Origin of the sequence: Variovorax sp. OV329, assembly GCF_900114785.1 — a bacterium.
In the GTDB taxonomy this organism is placed as follows: Bacteria; Pseudomonadota; Gammaproteobacteria; order Burkholderiales; family Burkholderiaceae_C; genus Variovorax.
Window position 1 is genome coordinate 175,301 of the sequence record NZ_FOUG01000009.1, and the last position, 17,982, is coordinate 193,282.

Consider the following 17,982-nt stretch of genomic DNA (forward strand, 5'->3'; position numbering starts at 1 on the left):
ACGCCATTTTCCCACCGGCGGGGCGGGCGGCGACGGCGCGGGGTTTCAGGCGCCGCGCGGCGCGCGCCCCTCGGTCATGCACAGGCGGCAGAGGCGGAAGGCCAAGCGCTGCAGTGCCTGCCAGCCGTCCTTGGGCCAGTCGGGCTGGGGCAGGCCCTTGACGATGCCGTCCACCTTGTGGGCGTCATTGAGCAGGCGGGTCAGTACGCGGCCTTCCAGCCGGGGCAGCACGCGCTCGAAGGCGCGCTCCTTGGGGCCCCAGACGCGGTTCTCGCGCAGGGCCATGGGCAGCGGCCGGCCGGCATCGACGGCATCGCGCACGCGCTTGAGGGCCCGGATATCTTCCGCCAGCGTGTAGTGCACCAGCACCTCGGCCTCGCCCTCGGCCTTCAGCCCCTCCAGCATGCGCGAGACGCGCTGCGGGTTGCCGCCCAGGACCGCTTCGGAGAGCTTGAACACGTCGTAGCGGGCCACGTTGTTCACCGCGCCTTCGACCTGTTCGAAGGACAGCTCGCCCTCGGGGTGCAGCAGCGCCAGCTTCTGGATCTCCTGGTGCGCGGCCAGCAGGTTGCCCTCGACCCGGTCGGCGAAGAACTGCAGGGTGCGCTGGCCTTCGTCGCCCGACTTCACCCGCTGGCCCTGGCGGCCCAGGCGTTGGGCGATCCATTCGGGCAGCATCCCGCGCTCCACCGGGTCCAGCTGCAGGGTGATGCCGTTGGCCTCCAGCGCGCCGAACCAGGCGCCCGTCTTGGTGGCCTTGTCCAGGCGCGGCAGCAGCACCAGGGTGAGCGTGCTGTCGTTGCCCACGGTGCTCTCGGCAATCTGCTGCAGCGCCACGCTGCCGTCCTTGCCGGGCTTGCCGGACGGAATGCGGATCTCGACGATCTGCTTGTCGGCGAACAGGCTCATGGAACCACCGGCCGCCTGCACCGAGCCCCAGTCGAAGTGGGCGCCGGCCACCGTGTGCACGCTGCGCTCGGTGTGGCCCTGGGCGCGCGCCTCGGCGCGGATGAGGTCTGCCGCCTCCTGCACCAGCAGGGCTTCGTCGCCATGCAAGGTGTAGAGCGGACGCAGGCCCTTCTTCAGGTGCGCCGGAAGCTGGGCCGCGGCCAGTTGCACAGCGGGTGCCCTCGTCCTCAGAGCGACTTCAACGCGCCGAGGCGGCGGATGGTCTGCTGCACGACGTCGTTGATCATGTCGCGGTAGAGCAGCTGCGTCTCGCTCTCCTTGGCCAGCGCCGCGGTCTCGTTGTAGGTGATGTCGCGCGACTGCAGCATCTCCGAGGGCGGGATCACCTCCTTGCCCTGCGGCGTGCGCAGCTTGAAGCGCACGCGCAGGAACAGCTGCAGCTCGCGCACCTGGCCGGCCGAGTTGGTCGACAGCACCAGCTGGTCGCGCGTTTCGCTCAGCACGTCGAACACCACGTCGGCCTGCTCCCACTCGGTCATCGGCTTCACCGTCAGCTTGCCGGTCACGTCGATGGCACGCTTGAGCTGGGCCAGGTAGGCCGTGTTGGTGGGCATGGCGATGGACTGGAAGGCGAAGTCCGGCGCCTGCCGCAGCTTGAAGCCGCAGCCGGCCAGGCCCAGCGCGGCGCCCGCGGCCAGGAAGGCGCGGCGGGACGACGTCGACGTTGCAGTGCTCGAAGGGCTCATCGTGCGCGCACTCAGACCACCACGTTGACCAGGCGGCCAGGCACGACGATGACCCGCTTGGGGCTGGCGCCTTCGGCAAACTTGACGAAGCCTTCGCTGGCCAGCGCGATCGTCTCGATCTCCTGCTTGCTGGCGCCCGCGGGCACAAGCAGCGAGCCGCGCAGCTTGCCGTTGACCTGCAGCATGAGCTCGATCTCGTCCTGCTCCAGCGCGGTCTCGTCCACCGTGGGCCAGGGGGCGTCGAGCAGGTCGCCGTGCCCCTTGTCGTAGTCCAGGGCCTGCCAGAGCTCGAAGGCCAGGTGCGGCGTCGCCGGGTACAGCGTACGCAGCAGGATGCCGAAGCCCTCGCGCGCCGCGGCGATGTCGCCGGCGTCCGCAGGCTTGAAGCCCTCCAGCGCGTTGAGCAGCTTCATTGCGCCCGACACCACCGTGTTGTATTGCATGCGCTGGTAGTCGTAGTCGATCTGGCGCAGCACGGTGTGAACCTCATAGCGCAGCGCCTTCGCGGCCTTGCCGAAGTTGGGCGCGGCGGCAGCGCCCTCGCCCAGTTCCTTGAGCTGCACGCCGTAGTTCCACACTCGGCGCAGGAACCGGTAGGAGCCTTCCACCGCCGCGTCGTTCCACTCCAGCGTGGCCTCGGGCGGCGCGGTGAACATGGTGTACAGGCGCGCGGTGTCGGCGCCGTATTTCTCGATGAGCTCCTGCGGATCGACACCGTTGCGCTCGCTCTTGCCCATCTTGCCCACGCCGCCGTACTGCACCTCGGTGCCGTCGGCCAGCCTGCCGCCGACCACGTGGCCGGCGGCGTCCAGCTTGGGCGTGACTTCCGAGGGCGGGTGGTAGTCCTTGCCGCCCTTCGCGTTGCGGGTGAAGAAGATGTGGTTGAGCACCATGCCCTGCGTGAGCAGGCGGCTGAAGGGCTCGTCGATGGTCACCAGGCCCAGGTCGCGCATGACCTTGGTCCAGAAGCGCGCATACAGCAGGTGGAGGATCGCGTGCTCGATGCCGCCGATGTACTGGTCCATCGCCATCCAGTACTGCGCGCCCTCGCCGACCATGGCCTGGTCGTTCTTCGGGTCGCAGTAGCGCATGAAGTACCAGGACGAATCCACGAAGGTGTCCATGGTGTCGGTCTCGCGGCGCGCGGCCTTCCCGCACACCGGGCAGGTCACGCCGGCGTGGAAGCCCTCGTGCTTGTTCAGCGGGTTGCCGCTGCCGTCGGGGACGCAGTCGGTGGGCAGCACCACCGGCAGGTCCTTCTCGGGCACGGGCACGGCGCCGTGCTCATCGCAGTGGATGATCGGGATCGGCGTGCCCCAGTAGCGCTGGCGGCTCACGCCCCAGTCGCGCAGGCGCCAGGTGGTCTGCAGGCCGCCCAGGCCCTTCTGCTCCAGCGCATGCGCCACGGCCTTGACGGCCTCCTGGTAGTTCATGCCGCTGAAGTTGTCGGAGTTGATGGTGATGCCGCGCTCCTTGTCGGCATACCAGTCCTGCCACTTGTGATAGTCGAAGTGGGGCTCGTCCTCCACCAGCACCACCTGCAGGATGTCGATGTTGTACTTGTTGGCGAAGGCGAAGTCGCGCTCGTCGTGCGCCGGCACGCCCATCACGGCGCCGTCGCCGTAGCTCATGAGCACGTAGTTGCCCACCCACACCGGCACCTGCTCCTCGGTGATGGGATGGGTCACGGTGAAGCCCGTGGGCACGCCCTTCTTCTCCTGCACGGCCAGCTCGGCCTCGGTGGTGCCGCCGGCCTTGCATTCGTCGATGAAGTTGGCCACGCCCAGGTTGCTGCGCGCTGCCAGCTGGGCCAGCGGATGCTCCGGCGCCACGGCGCAGAAGGTGACGCCCATGATGGTGTCCGCACGCGTGGTGAACACGTACATGCGGCCGTCCTGGACCAGCTTGCCCTCGTGGTCCTTGATGCTGTGGGTGAAGGCGAAGCGCACGCCCTCGCTCTTGCCGATCCAGTTCTCCTGCATCAGGCGCACGCGCTCGGGCCAGCCGGGCAGCTTGTGCTGGGTGTAGTCCAGCAATTCGGGGGCGTAGTCGCTGATCTTCAGGTAGTAGCCGGGGATCTCGCGGCGCTCGACCGGCGCGCCGGTGCGCCAGCCCTTGCCATCCACCACCTGCTCGTTGGCCAGCACGGTCTGGTCGACCGGGTCCCAGTTGACCACCTGGGTCTTGCGGTAGGCGATGCCCTTTTCCAGCATCTTCAGGAACAGCCACTGGTTCCACTTGTAGTAGCTGGGATCGCAGGTGGCGACCTCGCGGCTCCAGTCGATGGCCAGGCCCATGGCCTGCAGCTGGCCCTTCATGTAGGCGATGTTGTCCATCGTCCAGGCGGCCGGGGGCACGCCGTTCTTCAGGGCGGCGTTCTCGGCCGGCAGGCCGAAGGCGTCCCAGCCCATGGGCATGAGCACGTTGTAGCCGCTCATGCGCAGGTAGCGCGTGAGCATGTCGTTGATCGTGTAGTTGCGCACGTGGCCCATGTGCAGCTTGCCGCTGGGGTAGGGCAGCATGGAGCAGGCGTAGTACTTCTTCTTGTTCGCGTCTTCGGTCACGCGATAGGCGTCGGCCGAGGCCCACTTGGCCTGGGCAGCGGATTCGACGTCGGCGGGTTTGTAGCTGGAATTCATGCGATCTCGACAGGGGATCGGCGCCGGGCCTGTTCTCAAGACAGGCCGCAAGGGGCCACAACGTGCTGGACCAGGGATTATCGCGGCATCGCCTGCCACTCCGCTGACGCGGGGCTGGCCCATTTCTCGCGTGCCAAAATGAAACACAACCAAAAGGGTGCGTGCATGGGCAGCAGGGGCGAGGACTGGTGGCGCGGCGCGGTGATCTACCAGATCTACCCGCGCAGCTTCATGGACAGCAACGGCGACGGCATCGGCGACCTGCCGGGCATCACGTCGCGGCTGGACCACGTCGCCGGCCTGGGGGTGGACGCCATCTGGGTCTCGCCCTTCTTCCGCTCCCCGATGAAGGATTTCGGCTACGACGTGGCCGACTACCGCCAGGTCGACCCCATGTTCGGCACGCTGGCCGACTTCGACGCCCTGCTGGCCCGGGCGCACGATCTGGGGCTGAAGGTCATCATCGACCAGGTGCTCTCCCACACCTCCGACCAGCATGCCTGGTTCGCCTCCAGCCGCGCCAGCCGGGAGAGCCCGCAGGCCGACTGGTACGTCTGGGCCGACCCCCGGCCGGACGGCACGCCGCCCAACAACTGGCTCTCGGTCTTCGGCGGTCCGGCCTGGCAGTGGGACACGCGCCGGCGCCAGTACTACCTGCACAGTTTCCTGGTGGAGCAGCCCGACCTCAACTTCCACTGTCCCGAGGTGCAGGAGGCCCTGCTCGACGAAGTGCGCTTCTGGTGCGAGCGGGGCGTGGACGGCTTCCGCTTCGATGCCTGCAACCACCAGTTCCACGATGCAAGGCTGCGCGACAACCCGCCGGCCCGGGCCGAGGCCATCGACGAGGTGAGCACGGTGCGGGCCGACAACCCCTACGCCATGCAGCAGCACTTGTACGACAAGAGCCAGCCGGAGAACCTGGCCTTCCTGGAGCGGCTGCGGGGCCTGCTGGACGAGTACGGCGCCGTCGGACTGGGCGAAGTGGGCGACGAGAACGCCCCGCCGGTCATGGCGCGCTACACCGAGCGCGGCCGGCGGCTGCACCTGGCCTACAGCTTCTCGCTGCTGACCACCGAGCACAACGCCGCCCACCTGCGTAAGCAGGTGCAGGCCCTGGACGACGCACTGGCGGAAACCGGCGGATGGGGCTGCTGGGCCGTTTCCAACCACGACGTGCCCCGCGTGGCCAGCCGCTGGAGCGCAGGCGGACCGCTCGACGCCCGGCGCGACAAGATGTGGCTGGCCCTGCTGCTGTCCCTGCGCGGCAGCGCCAGCGTCTACCAGGGCGAGGAACTGGGCCTGCCGGAGGCCGAGGTGCCTTTCGAGCGACTTCAGGACCCCTACGGCCTGGCCTTCTGGCCCGAATTCAAGGGCCGCGACGGCGCCCGCACCCCCATGCCCTGGCAGGCCGACGCCGGGCACGGCGGCTTCTCGGCCGGCAGCGCCGAGCCCTGGCTGCCGGTGTCCGAGGTGCACCTGCCCCTGGCGGTGGACCGGCAGGCGCAGGACCCTCTCTCCATGCTCAGCTACAGCCGCGGACTGCTCGCATGGCGCCGCCGCCAGCCCCTGTTGCGCACGGGCGGCATGCGCTTCGTCGACGTGCCCGAGCCCTTCCTGTGCTTCGAGCGCTTCGAAGGCGATGCGGTCCTACAGGCCCTGTTCAACCTGTCGGGCCAGCGGGCCACGCTGCGCCTGCCCAACATGCTGGTTCCGCTGGCCGGTTCGCCCTTCCTGGATGCGAAGCTGGACGGCGACCTCGTCCTGGAACTGCCGCCCTACGGCGTGTTCATGGGAGTACCCATCGATGCCGCTGCTGCCTGAATCCGAGATCCGCGCCCTGATGCGCGCCGAACATGGCGACCCCTTCGCCGTGCTGGGACCGCACCAGGACGCGGACGGCCTGTGGGTGCGTGCCCTGCTGCCCGGCGCGCGCTCGGTGGCGGCCGTGCAGGCCAGTTCCGGCTGGCCGCTGGCCGAACTGGAGCGCCAGGGCGAGTCGGACGTGTTCGCCGCCCTGGTGCCGGCCGCCGAGGCGCGCCTGGGCTACCGCCTGCAGGTGGACTGGGGCACGCACGCCTTGCAGCTGGACGACCCCTACCGCTTCCCGCCCGTGCTGGGCGACACCGACGTCTGGCTGCTGGCCGAGGGCACGCACCTGCGCCCCTTTGAACAGCTGGGCGCGCACCTGCGCGAGATGGAGGGCGTCCAGGGCACGGCCTTCGCCGTGTGGGCGCCCAACGCGCGCCGCGTCTCGGTGGTGGGTGACTTCAACAACTGGGACGGCCGCCGCCACATGATGCGGCTGCGCCGCGAGTGCGGCGTCTGGGAAATCTTCGCGCCGCACGTGGCGGCCGGCGATGCCTACGAGTACGAGATCCTGTCCGGCAGCGGCGAGCTGCTGCGCAAGTCCGACCCCTACGGCTTTGCCGCCCGGCTGCGGCCCGAGACCGCCAGCGTGGTGCAGGCCCTGCCGCGCCCGGTGGCCCTGCCGGCGGAGCGGGCACAGGCCAACGGGCGCGACGCGCCCATCAGCATCTACGAGGTGCACCTGGGCTCCTGGCGGCGCAAGAACGGCCACGAGTGGCTGACCTACCGCGAACTGGCCGACACGCTGGTGCCTTACGTGCGCGACCTGGGCTTCAGCCACATCGAACTGCTGCCCATCAGCGAGTTTCCCTTCGACGGCTCCTGGGGCTACCAGCCCATCGGCCTGTACGCGCCCACCTCGCGCTTCGGCACGCCGGAGGACTTCCGTGCCTTCGTCGAGGCGGCGCATGCGGCCGGGCTGGGCGTGATCCTCGACTGGGTGCCGGCGCACTTCCCCACCGACCCGCACGGCCTGGGCCGCTTCGACGGCAGCGCGCTCTACGAGTACGCCGACCCCCGCGAGGGCTTCCACCACGACTGGAACACGCTCATCTTCAACTACGCCCGCACCGAGGTGCGCAACTACCTGGTGGGCAACGCGCTGTACTGGCTGGAGCGCTACGGCGTGGACGGGCTGCGGGTGGACGCGGTGGCCTCCATGCTGTATCGCGACTACAGCCGACCGGCCGGCCAGTGGGTCCCCAACGTGCAGGGGGGGCGCGAGAACCTGGAAGCCATCGACTTTGTTCGCCGCATGAACCAGGTGGTGGGCGTGCAGCGGCCCGGCGCCTTCACGGTGGCGGAAGAATCCACGTCATTCCCCGGCGTGACGCGCCCGCCCGAGCATGGCGGCCTTGGCTTCCATTTCAAGTGGAACATGGGCTGGATGAACGACACCCTCGCCTACGTGGGCCTGGACCCGGTGTACCGACCGCACCACCACCAGCAGGTGACCTTCGGCCTGATGTACGCGCACAGCGAGAACTTCGTGCTGCCCTTCTCGCACGACGAGGTGGTGCACGGCAAGGGCTCGATGATCGGGCGCATGCCCGGCGACGAGTGGCAGAAGTTCGCGGGCCTGCGCAACCTCTACGGCTACCTATGGGCCTACCCGGGCAAGAAGCTGCTCTTCATGGGCGGCGAGTTCGCACAGTACGCCGAGTGGAACCACGAGCGCAGCCTGGACTGGCACCTTCTCGACCACGCGCCGCACCAGGGCATCCAGCGGCTGGTGCGCGACCTCAACAACGTGTATCGCCACTTCCCGGCCCTGCACGAGATGGACTGCGAGGCCCAGGGCTTCGAGTGGATCGTGCACGACGACAAGGCCCACTCGGTGTTCGCCTTCGTGCGCCGCTCGGCCGACGGAAAGTTCGTGCTCGCGGTGTGCAACTTCACGCCGGTCGTGCGCCACGGCCACCGCCTGGGCGTGCCCGAAGCCGGCGCCTACCGCGAGATCATCAACACCGACAGCGCCGTCTATGGCGGCAGCGGCGTGGGCAACGGCGTGCTGCCCGCCGAGGCCGTGCCCTGGCAGGGCCAGGCGCAGTCGCTGGTGATGACGCTGCCGCCGCTGGCCACCTTGCTGTGGGTGCTGGTCTGAGCCGGGCCGACGGAGCGCCATGCTGAGCGCGGGCCGGCCCTTTCCGCTGGGCGCCACGCTGGCCGAGGAGGGCGGCATCAACTTCGCGCTGGTGGCGCCGGATGCCGACCAGGTGGAGCTGTGCCTGTTCGACCCCACCGGCCAGTACGAGCAGCAGCGCCTGCGCCTGCCGGCGTGCACCGACGGCTGCTGGCACGGCCGCCTGCCGGGCGCGCGGCCCGGGCTGATCTACGGCTTTCGCGTGCACGGCCCCTGGGCGCCTCGCCAGGGCCTGCGCTTCAACCCCGCGAAGCTGCTGCTGGACCCGTACGCACGCGAGGTCGTCGGCGCCTACGGCGGCGAGGACCTGTTCCTGGGCCACGTGCCCGGCCGCCCCGACGAGCGCGACACCCGCGACAACGCCGCCATCGCCCTCAAGGCTCGCGTGGCCGCGCCGCTGCAGCAGGCGTCGCCGTCCGCGCGTCCGCGCATCGCCGCCGGCGAACGCGTGCTGTACGAGCTGCACGTGGGCGGCCACACGCAGCTGCACCCGGCCGTGCCCGAAGACCTGCGCGGCAGCTACGCCGGGCTGGCGCGGGGGCCGGTGCTGGACCACCTGCAGCGCCTGGGCGTCACCACCCTGAGCCTGATGCCGGTGCAGCACCGCGCCGACGAGGAGCGCCTGCTGAAGCTGGGCCTGCTCAACTACTGGGGCTACAGCCCGATCGGCTGGTTCGCGCCCGAGGCGCGCTACTGGAGCGGCAGCGCCGGCAGCACGCCCGCCACCGAGTTCCGCGCGCTCACCGACGCGGTGCATGCGCGCGGCATGGAGGTGGTGGTCGACATGGTGTTCAACCACAGCGCCGAGACCGACGAGCTGGGCCCCACCCTGAGCCTGCGCGGCATCGACAACGCCCTGTACTACCACCTGCGCCAGGACGATCCCGCCCTCTACGAGAACTGGACCGGCTGCGGCAACTGCCTGAAGCTGTCCGAGCCTCGCGTGCTGCAGTTGGTGATGGACTGCCTGCGCCACTGGGTGCTGGAACTGGGCGTGGACGGCTTCCGCTTCGACTTGGCGCCGGTGCTGGGCCGGCGCTCGCCCGGCGGCGAGTTCGATGCGCAATCGCCCTTCCTGGCCGCGATCGCGCAGGACCCGGTGCTGTCGCGCTGCGTGCTCATCGCCGAGCCCTGGGACGTGGGCCCGGGCGGCTACCAGCTGGGGCGCTTCCCGCCCGGCTGGCTGGAGTGGAACGACCGCTACCGCGACACCCAGCGCGCCTTCTGGCTGCACCGCAGCGCCGGCCTCGGCGAATTCGCGCAGCGCCTGGCCGGCTCCAGCGAGGACTTCCGCCACCACGGCCGCGCGCCCACCGCCAGCGTCAACTTCATCACCGCGCACGACGGCTTCACCCTGCGCGACCTGCTGAGCTACGACGAGCGCCACAACCTGGCCAACGGCGAGCACAACCGCGACGGCCACCGCCACAACCTCAGCCGCAACTGCGGCGTGGAAGGCGACACCGATGATGCGGCCGTGCTGGCCGAGCGCGCCCGCCTGTCGCGCGTGCTGCTGGCGGTGCTGCTGCTGTCGCAGGGCACGCCCATGCTGCTGGCCGGCGACGAGCTGGGCCACAGCCAGCGCGGCAACAACAACGCCTACTGCCAGGACAACGACATCACCTGGCTGGACTGGGTGCGCGCCGATGGCGAGCTGACGGCCTTCGTCGCCCGCCTCACCGCCCTGCGGCGCGAGGCCGCGCCGCTGCGCAGCAACCGCTGGTGGCCCGCGGACCCGCCCCGGGGCGAGGCAGCGCTGCGCTGGATTTCCGCCGAGGGCCATGCCATGGCCGCGGCCGACTGGGAAGCGCCCGGCCGCCAGGCCATCGCCGTCCTCTTCGAGGCGCCGGCGCCGCACAAGCAGTGGCTGCTGCTGGTCAACGCCCAGGAAGGCGCGGTGCGCTTCCACCTGCCGCCCGGCCGCTGGCAGCTGCGCCTGGCGACCGACGCCAGGGTTCAGGGCGCCGGCGAGCCCGGCATGCCGCTCGCGCCGGTGCAGGTCGTGCCGCCCACCAGCCTCTGGCTTGCAAGTGCGTAGGAGCCAGAGCGCCCGCGCGGTGCTAGTGTGCGGGGGCACGGGAAACTCATTGCAGTTCGGTCAGTACACATCAGGAGGCAAACAAGATGGACGACGACGTCAACACGCAATCCCAGCTCCAGGCGCACCAGTTGGTGCGCCGCACCATCGCGCTGGTGCTGGCCGGCGGCCGCGGCTCGCGGCTCAAGCAGCTCACCGACAAGCGGGCCAAGCCGGCGGTGTATTTCGGTGGCAAGTTCCGCATCATCGACTTCGCGCTGTCCAACTGCCTGAACTCGGGCATCCGGCGCATGGCGGTGGTCACGCAGTACAAGTCGCATTCGCTCATGCGGCACCTGCAGCGCGGCTGGAGCTTCCTGCGCGCCGAGCTCAACGAGATGGTGGACGTGCTCCCGGCGCAGCAGCGCATGGGCGACGAGCACTGGTACCGCGGCACCGCCGACGCGGTGTATCAGAACCTGGACATCATCCAGACCCGCTCCACCCCGCATGACTACGTCGTGGTGCTCGCCGGCGACCATGTCTACAAGATGGACTACTCCATCATGCTCATGGACCACGTGAAGCACGGGCGCGGCTGCACGGTGGGCTGCATCGAGGTGCCGCGCATGGAGGCCACCGCCTTCGGCGTGATGGCCATCGATGCCGACCGCAAGATCATGGAATTCCTGGAGAAGCCCGCCGATCCGCCGCCCATGCCCGGCAAGCCGGAGGTGGCGCTGGCCAGCATGGGCATCTACATCTTCGATTCCCAGTACCTCTACCAGCTGCTGGAGGAGGACAACGGCAACCCCGCCTCCAGCCACGACTTCGGCAAGGACATCATCCCCCGAGCCGTGGCCTCGGGCCGTGCGCTGGCGCATCCCTTCGGCATGTCCTGCGTGACGCGGGCCCACCGCGGCGGCGACGCGCCGGCCTACTGGCGCGACGTGGGCACGATTGATGCATTCTGGGCTGCCAACCTCGACCTGGCCTCGATCACCCCCGAGCTGGACATCTATGACACCAACTGGCCCATCTGGACCTACCAGCGCCAGCTGCCTCCCGCCAAGTTCGTGCTCGATCGCGACGGAAAGCACGGCATGACGGTGAACACCATCGTCTCGGGCGGCTGCATCGTCTCGGGCTCCAAGGTGAGCAGCTCGGTGCTGTTCTCGGGCGTACGTGTGCATTCCTACTGCGACATCAACGAGGCGGTGCTGCTGCCGGACGTGGAAGTGGGGCGCGGCTGCCGCCTGAACCGCGTGGTGATCGACCGCGCCTGCGTGCTGCCCGACGACACCGTGATCGGCGAAGACCCGGTGCTGGACGCCGCGCGCTTCGAGCGCACCGAAGGCGGCGTGGTGCTGGTCACGCGCGAGATGCTCAAGCGGCTGGTCACCCCCTGATGCCCATGCGGATCCTCCAGGTCACGGCCGAGATCTTTCCCCTGCTCAAGACCGGTGGCCTGGCGGATGTCGCCGGCGCCCTGCCGCTCGCCCTGCTGGCCGCGGGCCAGGACGTGCGGGCGCTGCTTCCGGGCTTTCCCGCCATCGCGGCCGGCGTGCGCGACGCGCAGACCGTGGCCGAGTTCGACGCGCCCTGGGGCGAGCGCGTGGGCCTGCGCCTGGGGCGTATCGTCACCGCCGGGGCGCCGGACCTGCCGGCCTACTGGATCGACGCGCCAGCGCTCTACGACCGGCCCGGCAATCCCTACGAAGATGCCTCGCGCAGCCCCTACAGCGACAACCACCGGCGCTTCGCCCTGCTGGGCTGGGTGGCGGCGCGCCTGGCGCAAGGGCTGGACGCGAACTGGCAACCCGAGGTGGTGCATGCGCACGACTGGCATGCGGCCCTCGCCCCGGCCTACCTCGCCTTCACGCCCGACAACGGCAAGCCGCGCGCGGGCAGCGTGTTCACCATCCACAACCTGGCCTACCAGGGCCTGTTCGCGCCCTGGCACCTGGGCGAGCTGGGCCTGCCGCCGGCGGCCTTCGGCATGAACGGGCTGGAGTACCACGGTCAGCTGTCCTTCATGAAGGGCGGCCTGGTCTTCGCCGACCGGCTCACCACGGTGAGCCCCACCTACGCCCGCGAGATCCAGACGCCCGAACAGGGCTTCGGCCTGGACGGTTTGCTGCGGCACCGCGCCGGTGCGCTCTCGGGCATCCTCAACGCGGTCGACGACCAGGTCTGGAACCCCGCCACAGACAAGCTGCTGCCCGAGCGCTTTGACCCGCGCCGCATGGGCGGCAAGGCGCGCTGCAAGGCGGCGCTGCAGGAAGAGCTGGGCCTGGCGCCCGAGGCGGATGCGCCGCTCTTCGTGGTGGTGAGCCGCCTGACCGAGCAGAAGGGCCTGCACCTGGTGCTGCACGGGCTGGATGCGCTGCTCGCCCAGGGCGGCCAGCTGGCGCTGCTGGGCAGCGGCGACGCCGCGCTCGAATCCGCCTTCCGCGACCGCGCCAATGCGGCGCCCCGATCGGTGAGCGTGACCCTGGGCTACAGCGAGCCGCTGGCCCACCGCCTCTTCGGCGCCGGCGACGTCACGCTGGTGCCCTCGCGCTACGAACCCTGTGGCCTCACGCAGATGTACGGCCTGAAGTACGGCAGCCTGCCGCTGGTGCACCGCGTCGGCGGCCTGGCCGACACCGTCACCGACAGCACCCTGGAGGACATGGCCGCCGGCACCGCCACGGGCTTCGCCTTCAACGAGTTCAGCGATACCGCCTACGAGCGCGCCCAGCGCCGCGCCTTCGCCCTGTTCCGGCGATCCGCCGACTGGCGCGCGGTGCGCAGCAGTGCAATGCGCCGCCCGGCGGACTGGGCGAATGCGGCGGCCGGCTACGTCGATGTGTACCGCCAGGCGCTGGCCCGCTGATCCCCACGACACACAAACACAAGACAGGGAAGAAAGAACTCCACCCATGACGACCGAAGCCTTCAAGTACGACCACCCCGACCGCGACGTGGCCGCCTTCAAGCGGGCCGTGGCCAACAAGCTGATGTACGCCGTCGGCAAGGACCCGGTGGCTGCCAGCCAGGACGACTGGCTGCATGCCACCGCCCTGGCCGTGCGCGACCAGCTCGTGGAGCGCTGGATGGCCACCACGCGCGCCCAGTACGCCCAGCGCCTCAAGCGCGTGTACTACCTGTCGATGGAGTTCCTGATCGGCCGCACCTTCACCAACGCCATCCTGGCGCTGGAGCTGCAGGACACCGTGAAGGAGGCGCTGGCCGACTTCGGCGTGGACGTCGAGCAGCTGGCCGAGCGCGAGCCCGACGCGGCCTTGGGCAACGGCGGCCTGGGCCGGCTCGCGGCCTGCTTCCTCGACTCCATGGCCACGCTGGGCGTGCCGGGCTTCGGCTACGGCATCCGCTACGAGTACGGCATGTTCCGCCAGCGCATCGTCGAGGGCCAGCAGGTGGAGACGCCCGACTACTGGCTCACGCGCGGCAACCCCTGGGAGTTCGTGCGGCCCGAGGTCAACTACCGCGTGCGCTTCGGCGGCCACGTGCAACGCGCGGGCGGCAAGAACGCGCCCTACGGCGCCGCGCGCTGGATCGACACGCACGACGTGCTCGCCGTGGCCTACGACACCATCATTCCCGGCTACGGGACGCAGGCCACCAACACGCTGCGCCTGTGGTCCGCCCGCGCCACCGAGGAGATCGACCTCAAGGCCTTCAACCGCGGCAACTACATGGAGGCGGTGGAAAGCAAGAACCACTCGGAGAACGTGTCGCGGGTGCTCTATCCCGACGACTCCACGCCCTCGGGCCGCGAGCTGCGGCTGCACCAGGAATACTTCTTCGTCAGCGCCAGCGTGCAGGACATGCTGCACCGCTACCTGCGCAACCACACCGGCTTCGACGAGCTGCCGGGGCAGCTGAGCATTCACCTGAACGACACGCACCCGGTGCTGGCCGTGCCGGAGCTGATGCGCCTGCTCATCGACGACCACGATCTGCCCTGGGACACGGCCTGGGCGCACACGCAGAAGATCTTCAGCTACACCAACCACACGCTGATGCACGAGGCGCTGGAGACCTGGCCGGTGGACATGTTCGGCCGCATCCTGCCGCGCCACCTGCAGATCATCTTCGACATGAACTCGCGCTTCCTGGCGCAGGTGGCGCAGCAGCACGGCAACGACGTGGAGCTGATGCGCCGACTGTCCCTCATCGACGAGAACGGCGAGCGGCGCGTGCGCATGGCCTACGTGGCGGTGCTGGCGAGCCACTCGGTCAACGGCGTGTCGGAGCTGCACTCGGAGCTGATGAAGCAGTCCATCTTCGCGGACTTCGCCAGGCTCTTTCCCGAGCGCTTCAACAACAAGACCAACGGCGTCACGCCACGGCGCTGGCTGGCGCAGGCCAACCCGCCGCTGGCCAAGCTGCTGGACCACCGCATCGGCCGCGGCTGGCGGCGCGACCTGAACCAGCTGGAGTCGCTCAGGCCGATGACGCAGCAGCCGGCCTTCGTGCGGGCCTTCCGGCATGCCAAGCGCGAGAACAAGCTGCGCCTGGCCAACTGGGTGGAGCAGCACCTGAACATCGTGCTGGACACCGACGCCCTGTTCGACATGCAGGTCAAGCGCATGCACGAGTACAAGCGCCAGCTGCTCAACGTGCTGCACGTGGTCACGCGCTACCACCGCATCCTGGACGAGCCCGATGCGAGCCATGTGCCGCGCGTGGTGGTGTTCGCCGGCAAGGCCGCCTCGGCCTACCACATGGCCAAGCTGGTGATCCGGCTCATCAACGACGTGGCGGCGGTGGTCAACGCGGACGAGCGGGTGAACAAGCTGCTGAAGGTGGTGTTCCTGCCCAACTACAGCGTGAGCCTGGCCGAGACGATCATCCCGGCGGCCGACCTGTCCGAGCAGATCTCCACCGCGGGCACCGAGGCCTCGGGCACCGGCAACATGAAGTTCGCGCTCAACGGCGCACTCACCATCGGCACGCTGGACGGCGCCAACGTCGAGATGCGCGACGCGGTGGGCGCGGAGAACTTCTTCATCTTCGGCAACACCACGGCGCAGGTGGCCGACATCCGCGCCAGCGGCTATGCGCCGCGCGAGTTCTACGAGGGCAACCTGGAACTGCAGCGCGTGCTGGACAGCATCCGCGACGGCCTGTTCTCGCCCGGCGAGCCGGCGCGCTACCAGGAGGTGTTCGATGCGCTGGTGAACTGGGGCGACCACTACCTGCTGCTGGCCGACTACGCCAGCTACGTGCAGACGCAGGAGCAGGTGGACGCGCTCTACCGCGACCCGGATGCCTGGACGCGCACCGCCATCCTCAACGTGGCGGGCATGGGCCGCTTCTCCTCGGATCGCACCATCGCCGAGTACTCGCACCAGATCTGGAACACCCGGCCGGTGAACCTGGCCTAGGGTCGCCAAGGGCGGCGAGCGTCAAACGCCGGCTCACACGCCCGGCCGGCATCCTGGGGCTTCCTCATCCACCCCTGTCGTGAAAGGAAGTGCCATGCCCAAGTACGTGATCGAGCGCGCCATCCCCGGGATCGGCGCGGCCAAGCCCGCCGAACTGCAGGCCATCTCGCAGAAGTCGTGCAGCGTGCTCAACGAGCTGGGCCCCGAGGTCCAGTGGGTTCACAGCTACGTGACCGGCGACAAGATCTACTGCATCTACCAGGCGGTCAATGCCGAGCTGGTGCGGGAGCACGCGCGGCGCGGCGGCTTCCCGGCCGACAGCGTGGCCGCCGTGGCCGCGGTCATCGACCCGGCCACCGCCGAGGCCTGAGCGGCCGGCAGCCCTCCCTTGCAGCGCCGGGCCATGCGCGACACCATGGCGGGCCCCCTGGACCGTCCGGGGTGGCGCTCATCCTCCGGAGGGCGACCCGTGAGCCTGTCCATCCACCTGCTCGGCGTGCCGCGCGTGCTGCGCGACGGCCAGGTCCTGGCCGCGCCGCGCGGCCACAAGGTCTGGGGGTTGCTCGCCTACCTGCTGCGCTGCCCGGTGCCGGCCAGCCGCGCGGAGCTGGCGGCCCTGCTGTTCGAGGATGCCGAAGACCCGCTGGCCGCCCTGCGCTGGAACCTGAGCGAGCTGCGCAAGCTGCTCGACGGTGCCGGGCCGCGCGGTGAGCAGCTTGCGCTCGAGCTTCCGCCAGGCTCCGCCGTCGACCTGGAAATCGTGCTGCGCGGCACCTGGGCCCAGGCGGTCCAGGTGCCGGGCCTGGAGCGCGAACTGCTGGAAGGCCTGCGCTTTGGCGCCAGCCCCTCCTTCGATGTCTGGCTGGCCAACGAGCGGCGACTGCTGCGCGCCACCGCCGAGGCGGTGCTGCACGAGGCGGCCCTGGCGCGGCTGGCGGGCGGTGCCGAGCGCGAGGCGACGGCGTTCGCAACCCGGCTGGTCCGATCCAATCCGCTGGACGAGAACTACCAGGCGCTGCTGGTGCGCAGCCTGGCCGCGGCCGGCGACGGCGTGGCCGCAGCCAGACAGGCGGCCGCCTGTGCCGAACTCTTCGAGCGCGAACTGGGCATCAAGCCCGGCGCTGCAATGCAGGCGGCCATCCGCACCGCCACCGCCGCGCCCATCGCACGCCCGGCCACCGGCCGCGCGGCGGCCAAGGCGCAACTGGAAGCCGGCGAAGCCGCGATCAGCGCCGGTGCGCTGGAAGCCGGCCTGCAATGCCTGCGCCGTGCCATCGTCGAGGCCGACAGCACCGGCGACCCGGTCCTGCGCACGCGCGCCCGCGTGGCGCTGGGCTCGGCCCTCGTCCATGCGGCGCGCGGGCGCGACGAGGAAGGCGCCACCGCCCTGCACGAGGCATTGGCCGTTGGCCAGAGCGCGACGCCGGCCCTGGCCGCGGCGGCCTGCCGCGAGCTGGGCTATGTCGAGTTCTTGCGCGGCCGCTACGAGCGCGCACTGAAATGGCTGGAGCAGGCCCGGGCGCTGGCCAGCAGCGACCGTGCCGAGCTGGCGCGCATCGCGATCGTGCGCGGCTCCACGCTCAGCGACACCGCGCACTACGAGGCCGCGCTGGCCACGCTTCGCGAGGCGCATGCCATGACCGAGGACCTGGGCGATGCCAAGCAGGCGTCCTATGCGCTGTCGATGATCGGCCGCGTGCACCTGATGCGCCACGATTTCGACGCGGCCACCGAAGCGCTGGCGCGTTCACTGGAACTGGCGCGCCGCCACTGGACCGCCTTCGTGCCCTGGCCGCAGTCGCTGTGGGCCGAGGTGCGGCTGCTGCGCGGCGAGGTGGACCTGGCGGCCGAGCACTTCGCCGAGGCCTTCGCGCTGGGCTGCCAGCTGGGCGACCCGTGCTGGGAAGGCATCGCCGGCCGCGGCCTGGGCCGCGTCGCGATGCTGCGCGGCCAGACCGCGCAGTCGGTGGAGACGCTGGCCGACACCATCAGCCGATGCGCGCGCCTGCCCGACGCTTACGTGTGGGGCAAGGTCTATGCGCTTGAGCTGCTGTGCAGCGTCGCCGTGCAGGGCCGCCTGCCGCAGGCGCCGGTATGGGTCGATGAACTGGAAGCCGTGGCCGCCCATTCGGGAATGCGCGAGTTCAGCGTCCGCGCGCGCATGCACCGCGCCGCACTCGGTGATGCCACGGCAGCGGCGGCGGCACGCGCACTCGCCAGGGAGATCGACAACGCGGCACTTGCTGCCCACACCGGGCGCTGAGGC

The 17,982-nt window shown here is 70.1% G+C and carries 11 protein-coding genes; 8 read left to right on the plus strand and 3 right to left on the minus strand.

Annotated features, from left to right (window positions below):
- Nucleotides 1-45: 45 nt before the first annotated feature.
- From holA to leuS, 3 genes are read right to left on the minus strand one after another with little or no spacing between them, the layout of a single operon-like run.
- Nucleotides 46-1,119 (minus strand): DNA polymerase III subunit delta, encoded by a 1,074-nt coding sequence (gene holA, locus BM345_RS17150; protein WP_093381390.1) that lies wholly within the window; start codon nt 1,117-1,119, stop codon nt 46-48.
- Nucleotides 1,120-1,136: 17 nt separating this feature from the next.
- On the minus strand, nt 1,137-1,655 hold the full coding sequence (gene lptE / locus BM345_RS17155) for an LPS-assembly lipoprotein LptE (RefSeq protein ID WP_093381392.1): 519 nt from the start codon (nt 1,653-1,655) through the stop codon (nt 1,137-1,139).
- 11 nt (nt 1,656-1,666) lie between these two features.
- Complete coding sequence (gene leuS / locus BM345_RS17160) at nt 1,667-4,294, minus strand: leucine--tRNA ligase (RefSeq protein ID WP_093381394.1); 2,628 nt, start codon at nt 4,292-4,294, stop codon at nt 1,667-1,669.
- 165 nt (nt 4,295-4,459) lie between these two features.
- Here leuS and BM345_RS17165 point away from each other — a divergent pair, with 165 nt between their 5' ends.
- The 8 genes from BM345_RS17165 to BM345_RS17200 all read left to right on the plus strand — a co-directional run bounded on the left by BM345_RS17165 (nt 4,460) and on the right by BM345_RS17200 (nt 17,979).
- The gene (locus BM345_RS17165; protein ID WP_093381396.1) at nt 4,460-6,115 is read left to right on the plus strand and encodes an alpha-glucosidase; all 1,656 of its coding nucleotides are present in this window, start codon (nt 4,460-4,462) and stop codon (nt 6,113-6,115) included.
- On the plus strand, nt 6,099-8,264 hold the full coding sequence (gene glgB / locus BM345_RS17170; RefSeq protein WP_093381398.1) for a 1,4-alpha-glucan branching protein GlgB: 2,166 nt from the start codon (nt 6,099-6,101) through the stop codon (nt 8,262-8,264). The genes BM345_RS17165 and glgB overlap by 17 nt, the downstream gene beginning before the upstream one ends.
- A 19-nt stretch (nt 8,265-8,283) precedes the next feature.
- Nucleotides 8,284-10,341, plus strand: a complete 2,058-nt coding sequence (gene glgX, locus BM345_RS17175; RefSeq protein ID WP_093381399.1) for a glycogen debranching protein GlgX — start codon at nt 8,284-8,286, stop codon at nt 10,339-10,341.
- Nucleotides 10,342-10,427: 86 nt separating this feature from the next.
- Nucleotides 10,428-11,729, plus strand: a complete 1,302-nt coding sequence (gene glgC, locus BM345_RS17180; protein WP_093381401.1) for a glucose-1-phosphate adenylyltransferase — start codon at nt 10,428-10,430, stop codon at nt 11,727-11,729.
- 5 nt (nt 11,730-11,734) lie between these two features.
- Nucleotides 11,735-13,198: a glycogen synthase GlgA gene (glgA, locus tag BM345_RS17185; protein ID WP_093381473.1), complete on the plus strand. Its 1,464-nt coding sequence runs from the start codon at nt 11,735-11,737 to the stop codon at nt 13,196-13,198.
- Nucleotides 13,199-13,244: 46 nt separating this feature from the next.
- Entirely contained in the window at nt 13,245-15,716 is a 2,472-nt protein-coding gene (locus BM345_RS17190; RefSeq protein WP_093381403.1) for a glycogen/starch/alpha-glucan phosphorylase, read from the plus strand.
- Between the two features lie 94 nt (nt 15,717-15,810).
- Nucleotides 15,811-16,086: a DUF4242 domain-containing protein gene (locus BM345_RS17195; protein ID WP_093381405.1), complete on the plus strand. Its 276-nt coding sequence runs from the start codon at nt 15,811-15,813 to the stop codon at nt 16,084-16,086.
- Between the two features lie 99 nt (nt 16,087-16,185).
- Complete coding sequence (locus BM345_RS17200; RefSeq protein ID WP_254789783.1) at nt 16,186-17,979, plus strand: AfsR/SARP family transcriptional regulator; 1,794 nt, start codon at nt 16,186-16,188, stop codon at nt 17,977-17,979.
- The last annotated feature ends 3 nt before the right edge of the window (nt 17,980-17,982 follow it).

Bases quoted from the DNA above. Each gene is read 5' to 3' on its own strand.
- lptE (WP_093381392.1), bottom strand. From the start codon at position 1,655: ATGAGCCCTTCGAGCACTGCAACGTCGACGTCGTCCCGCCGCGCCTTC.
- glgC (WP_093381401.1), top strand. From the start codon at position 10,428: ATGGACGACGACGTCAACACGCAATCCCAGCTCCAGGCGCACCAGTTG.
- BM345_RS17195 (WP_093381405.1), top strand. From the start codon at position 15,811: ATGCCCAAGTACGTGATCGAGCGCGCCATCCCCGGGATCGGCGCGGCC.
- BM345_RS17165 (WP_093381396.1), top strand. From the start codon at position 4,460: ATGGGCAGCAGGGGCGAGGACTGGTGGCGCGGCGCGGTGATCTACCAG.
- glgA (WP_093381473.1), top strand. From the start codon at position 11,735: ATGCGGATCCTCCAGGTCACGGCCGAGATCTTTCCCCTGCTCAAGACC.
- leuS (WP_093381394.1), bottom strand. From the start codon at position 4,294: ATGAATTCCAGCTACAAACCCGCCGACGTCGAATCCGCTGCCCAGGCC.
- glgB (WP_093381398.1), top strand. From the start codon at position 6,099: ATGCCGCTGCTGCCTGAATCCGAGATCCGCGCCCTGATGCGCGCCGAA.
- glgX (WP_093381399.1), top strand. From the start codon at position 8,284: ATGCTGAGCGCGGGCCGGCCCTTTCCGCTGGGCGCCACGCTGGCCGAG.
- BM345_RS17190 (WP_093381403.1), top strand. From the start codon at position 13,245: ATGACGACCGAAGCCTTCAAGTACGACCACCCCGACCGCGACGTGGCC.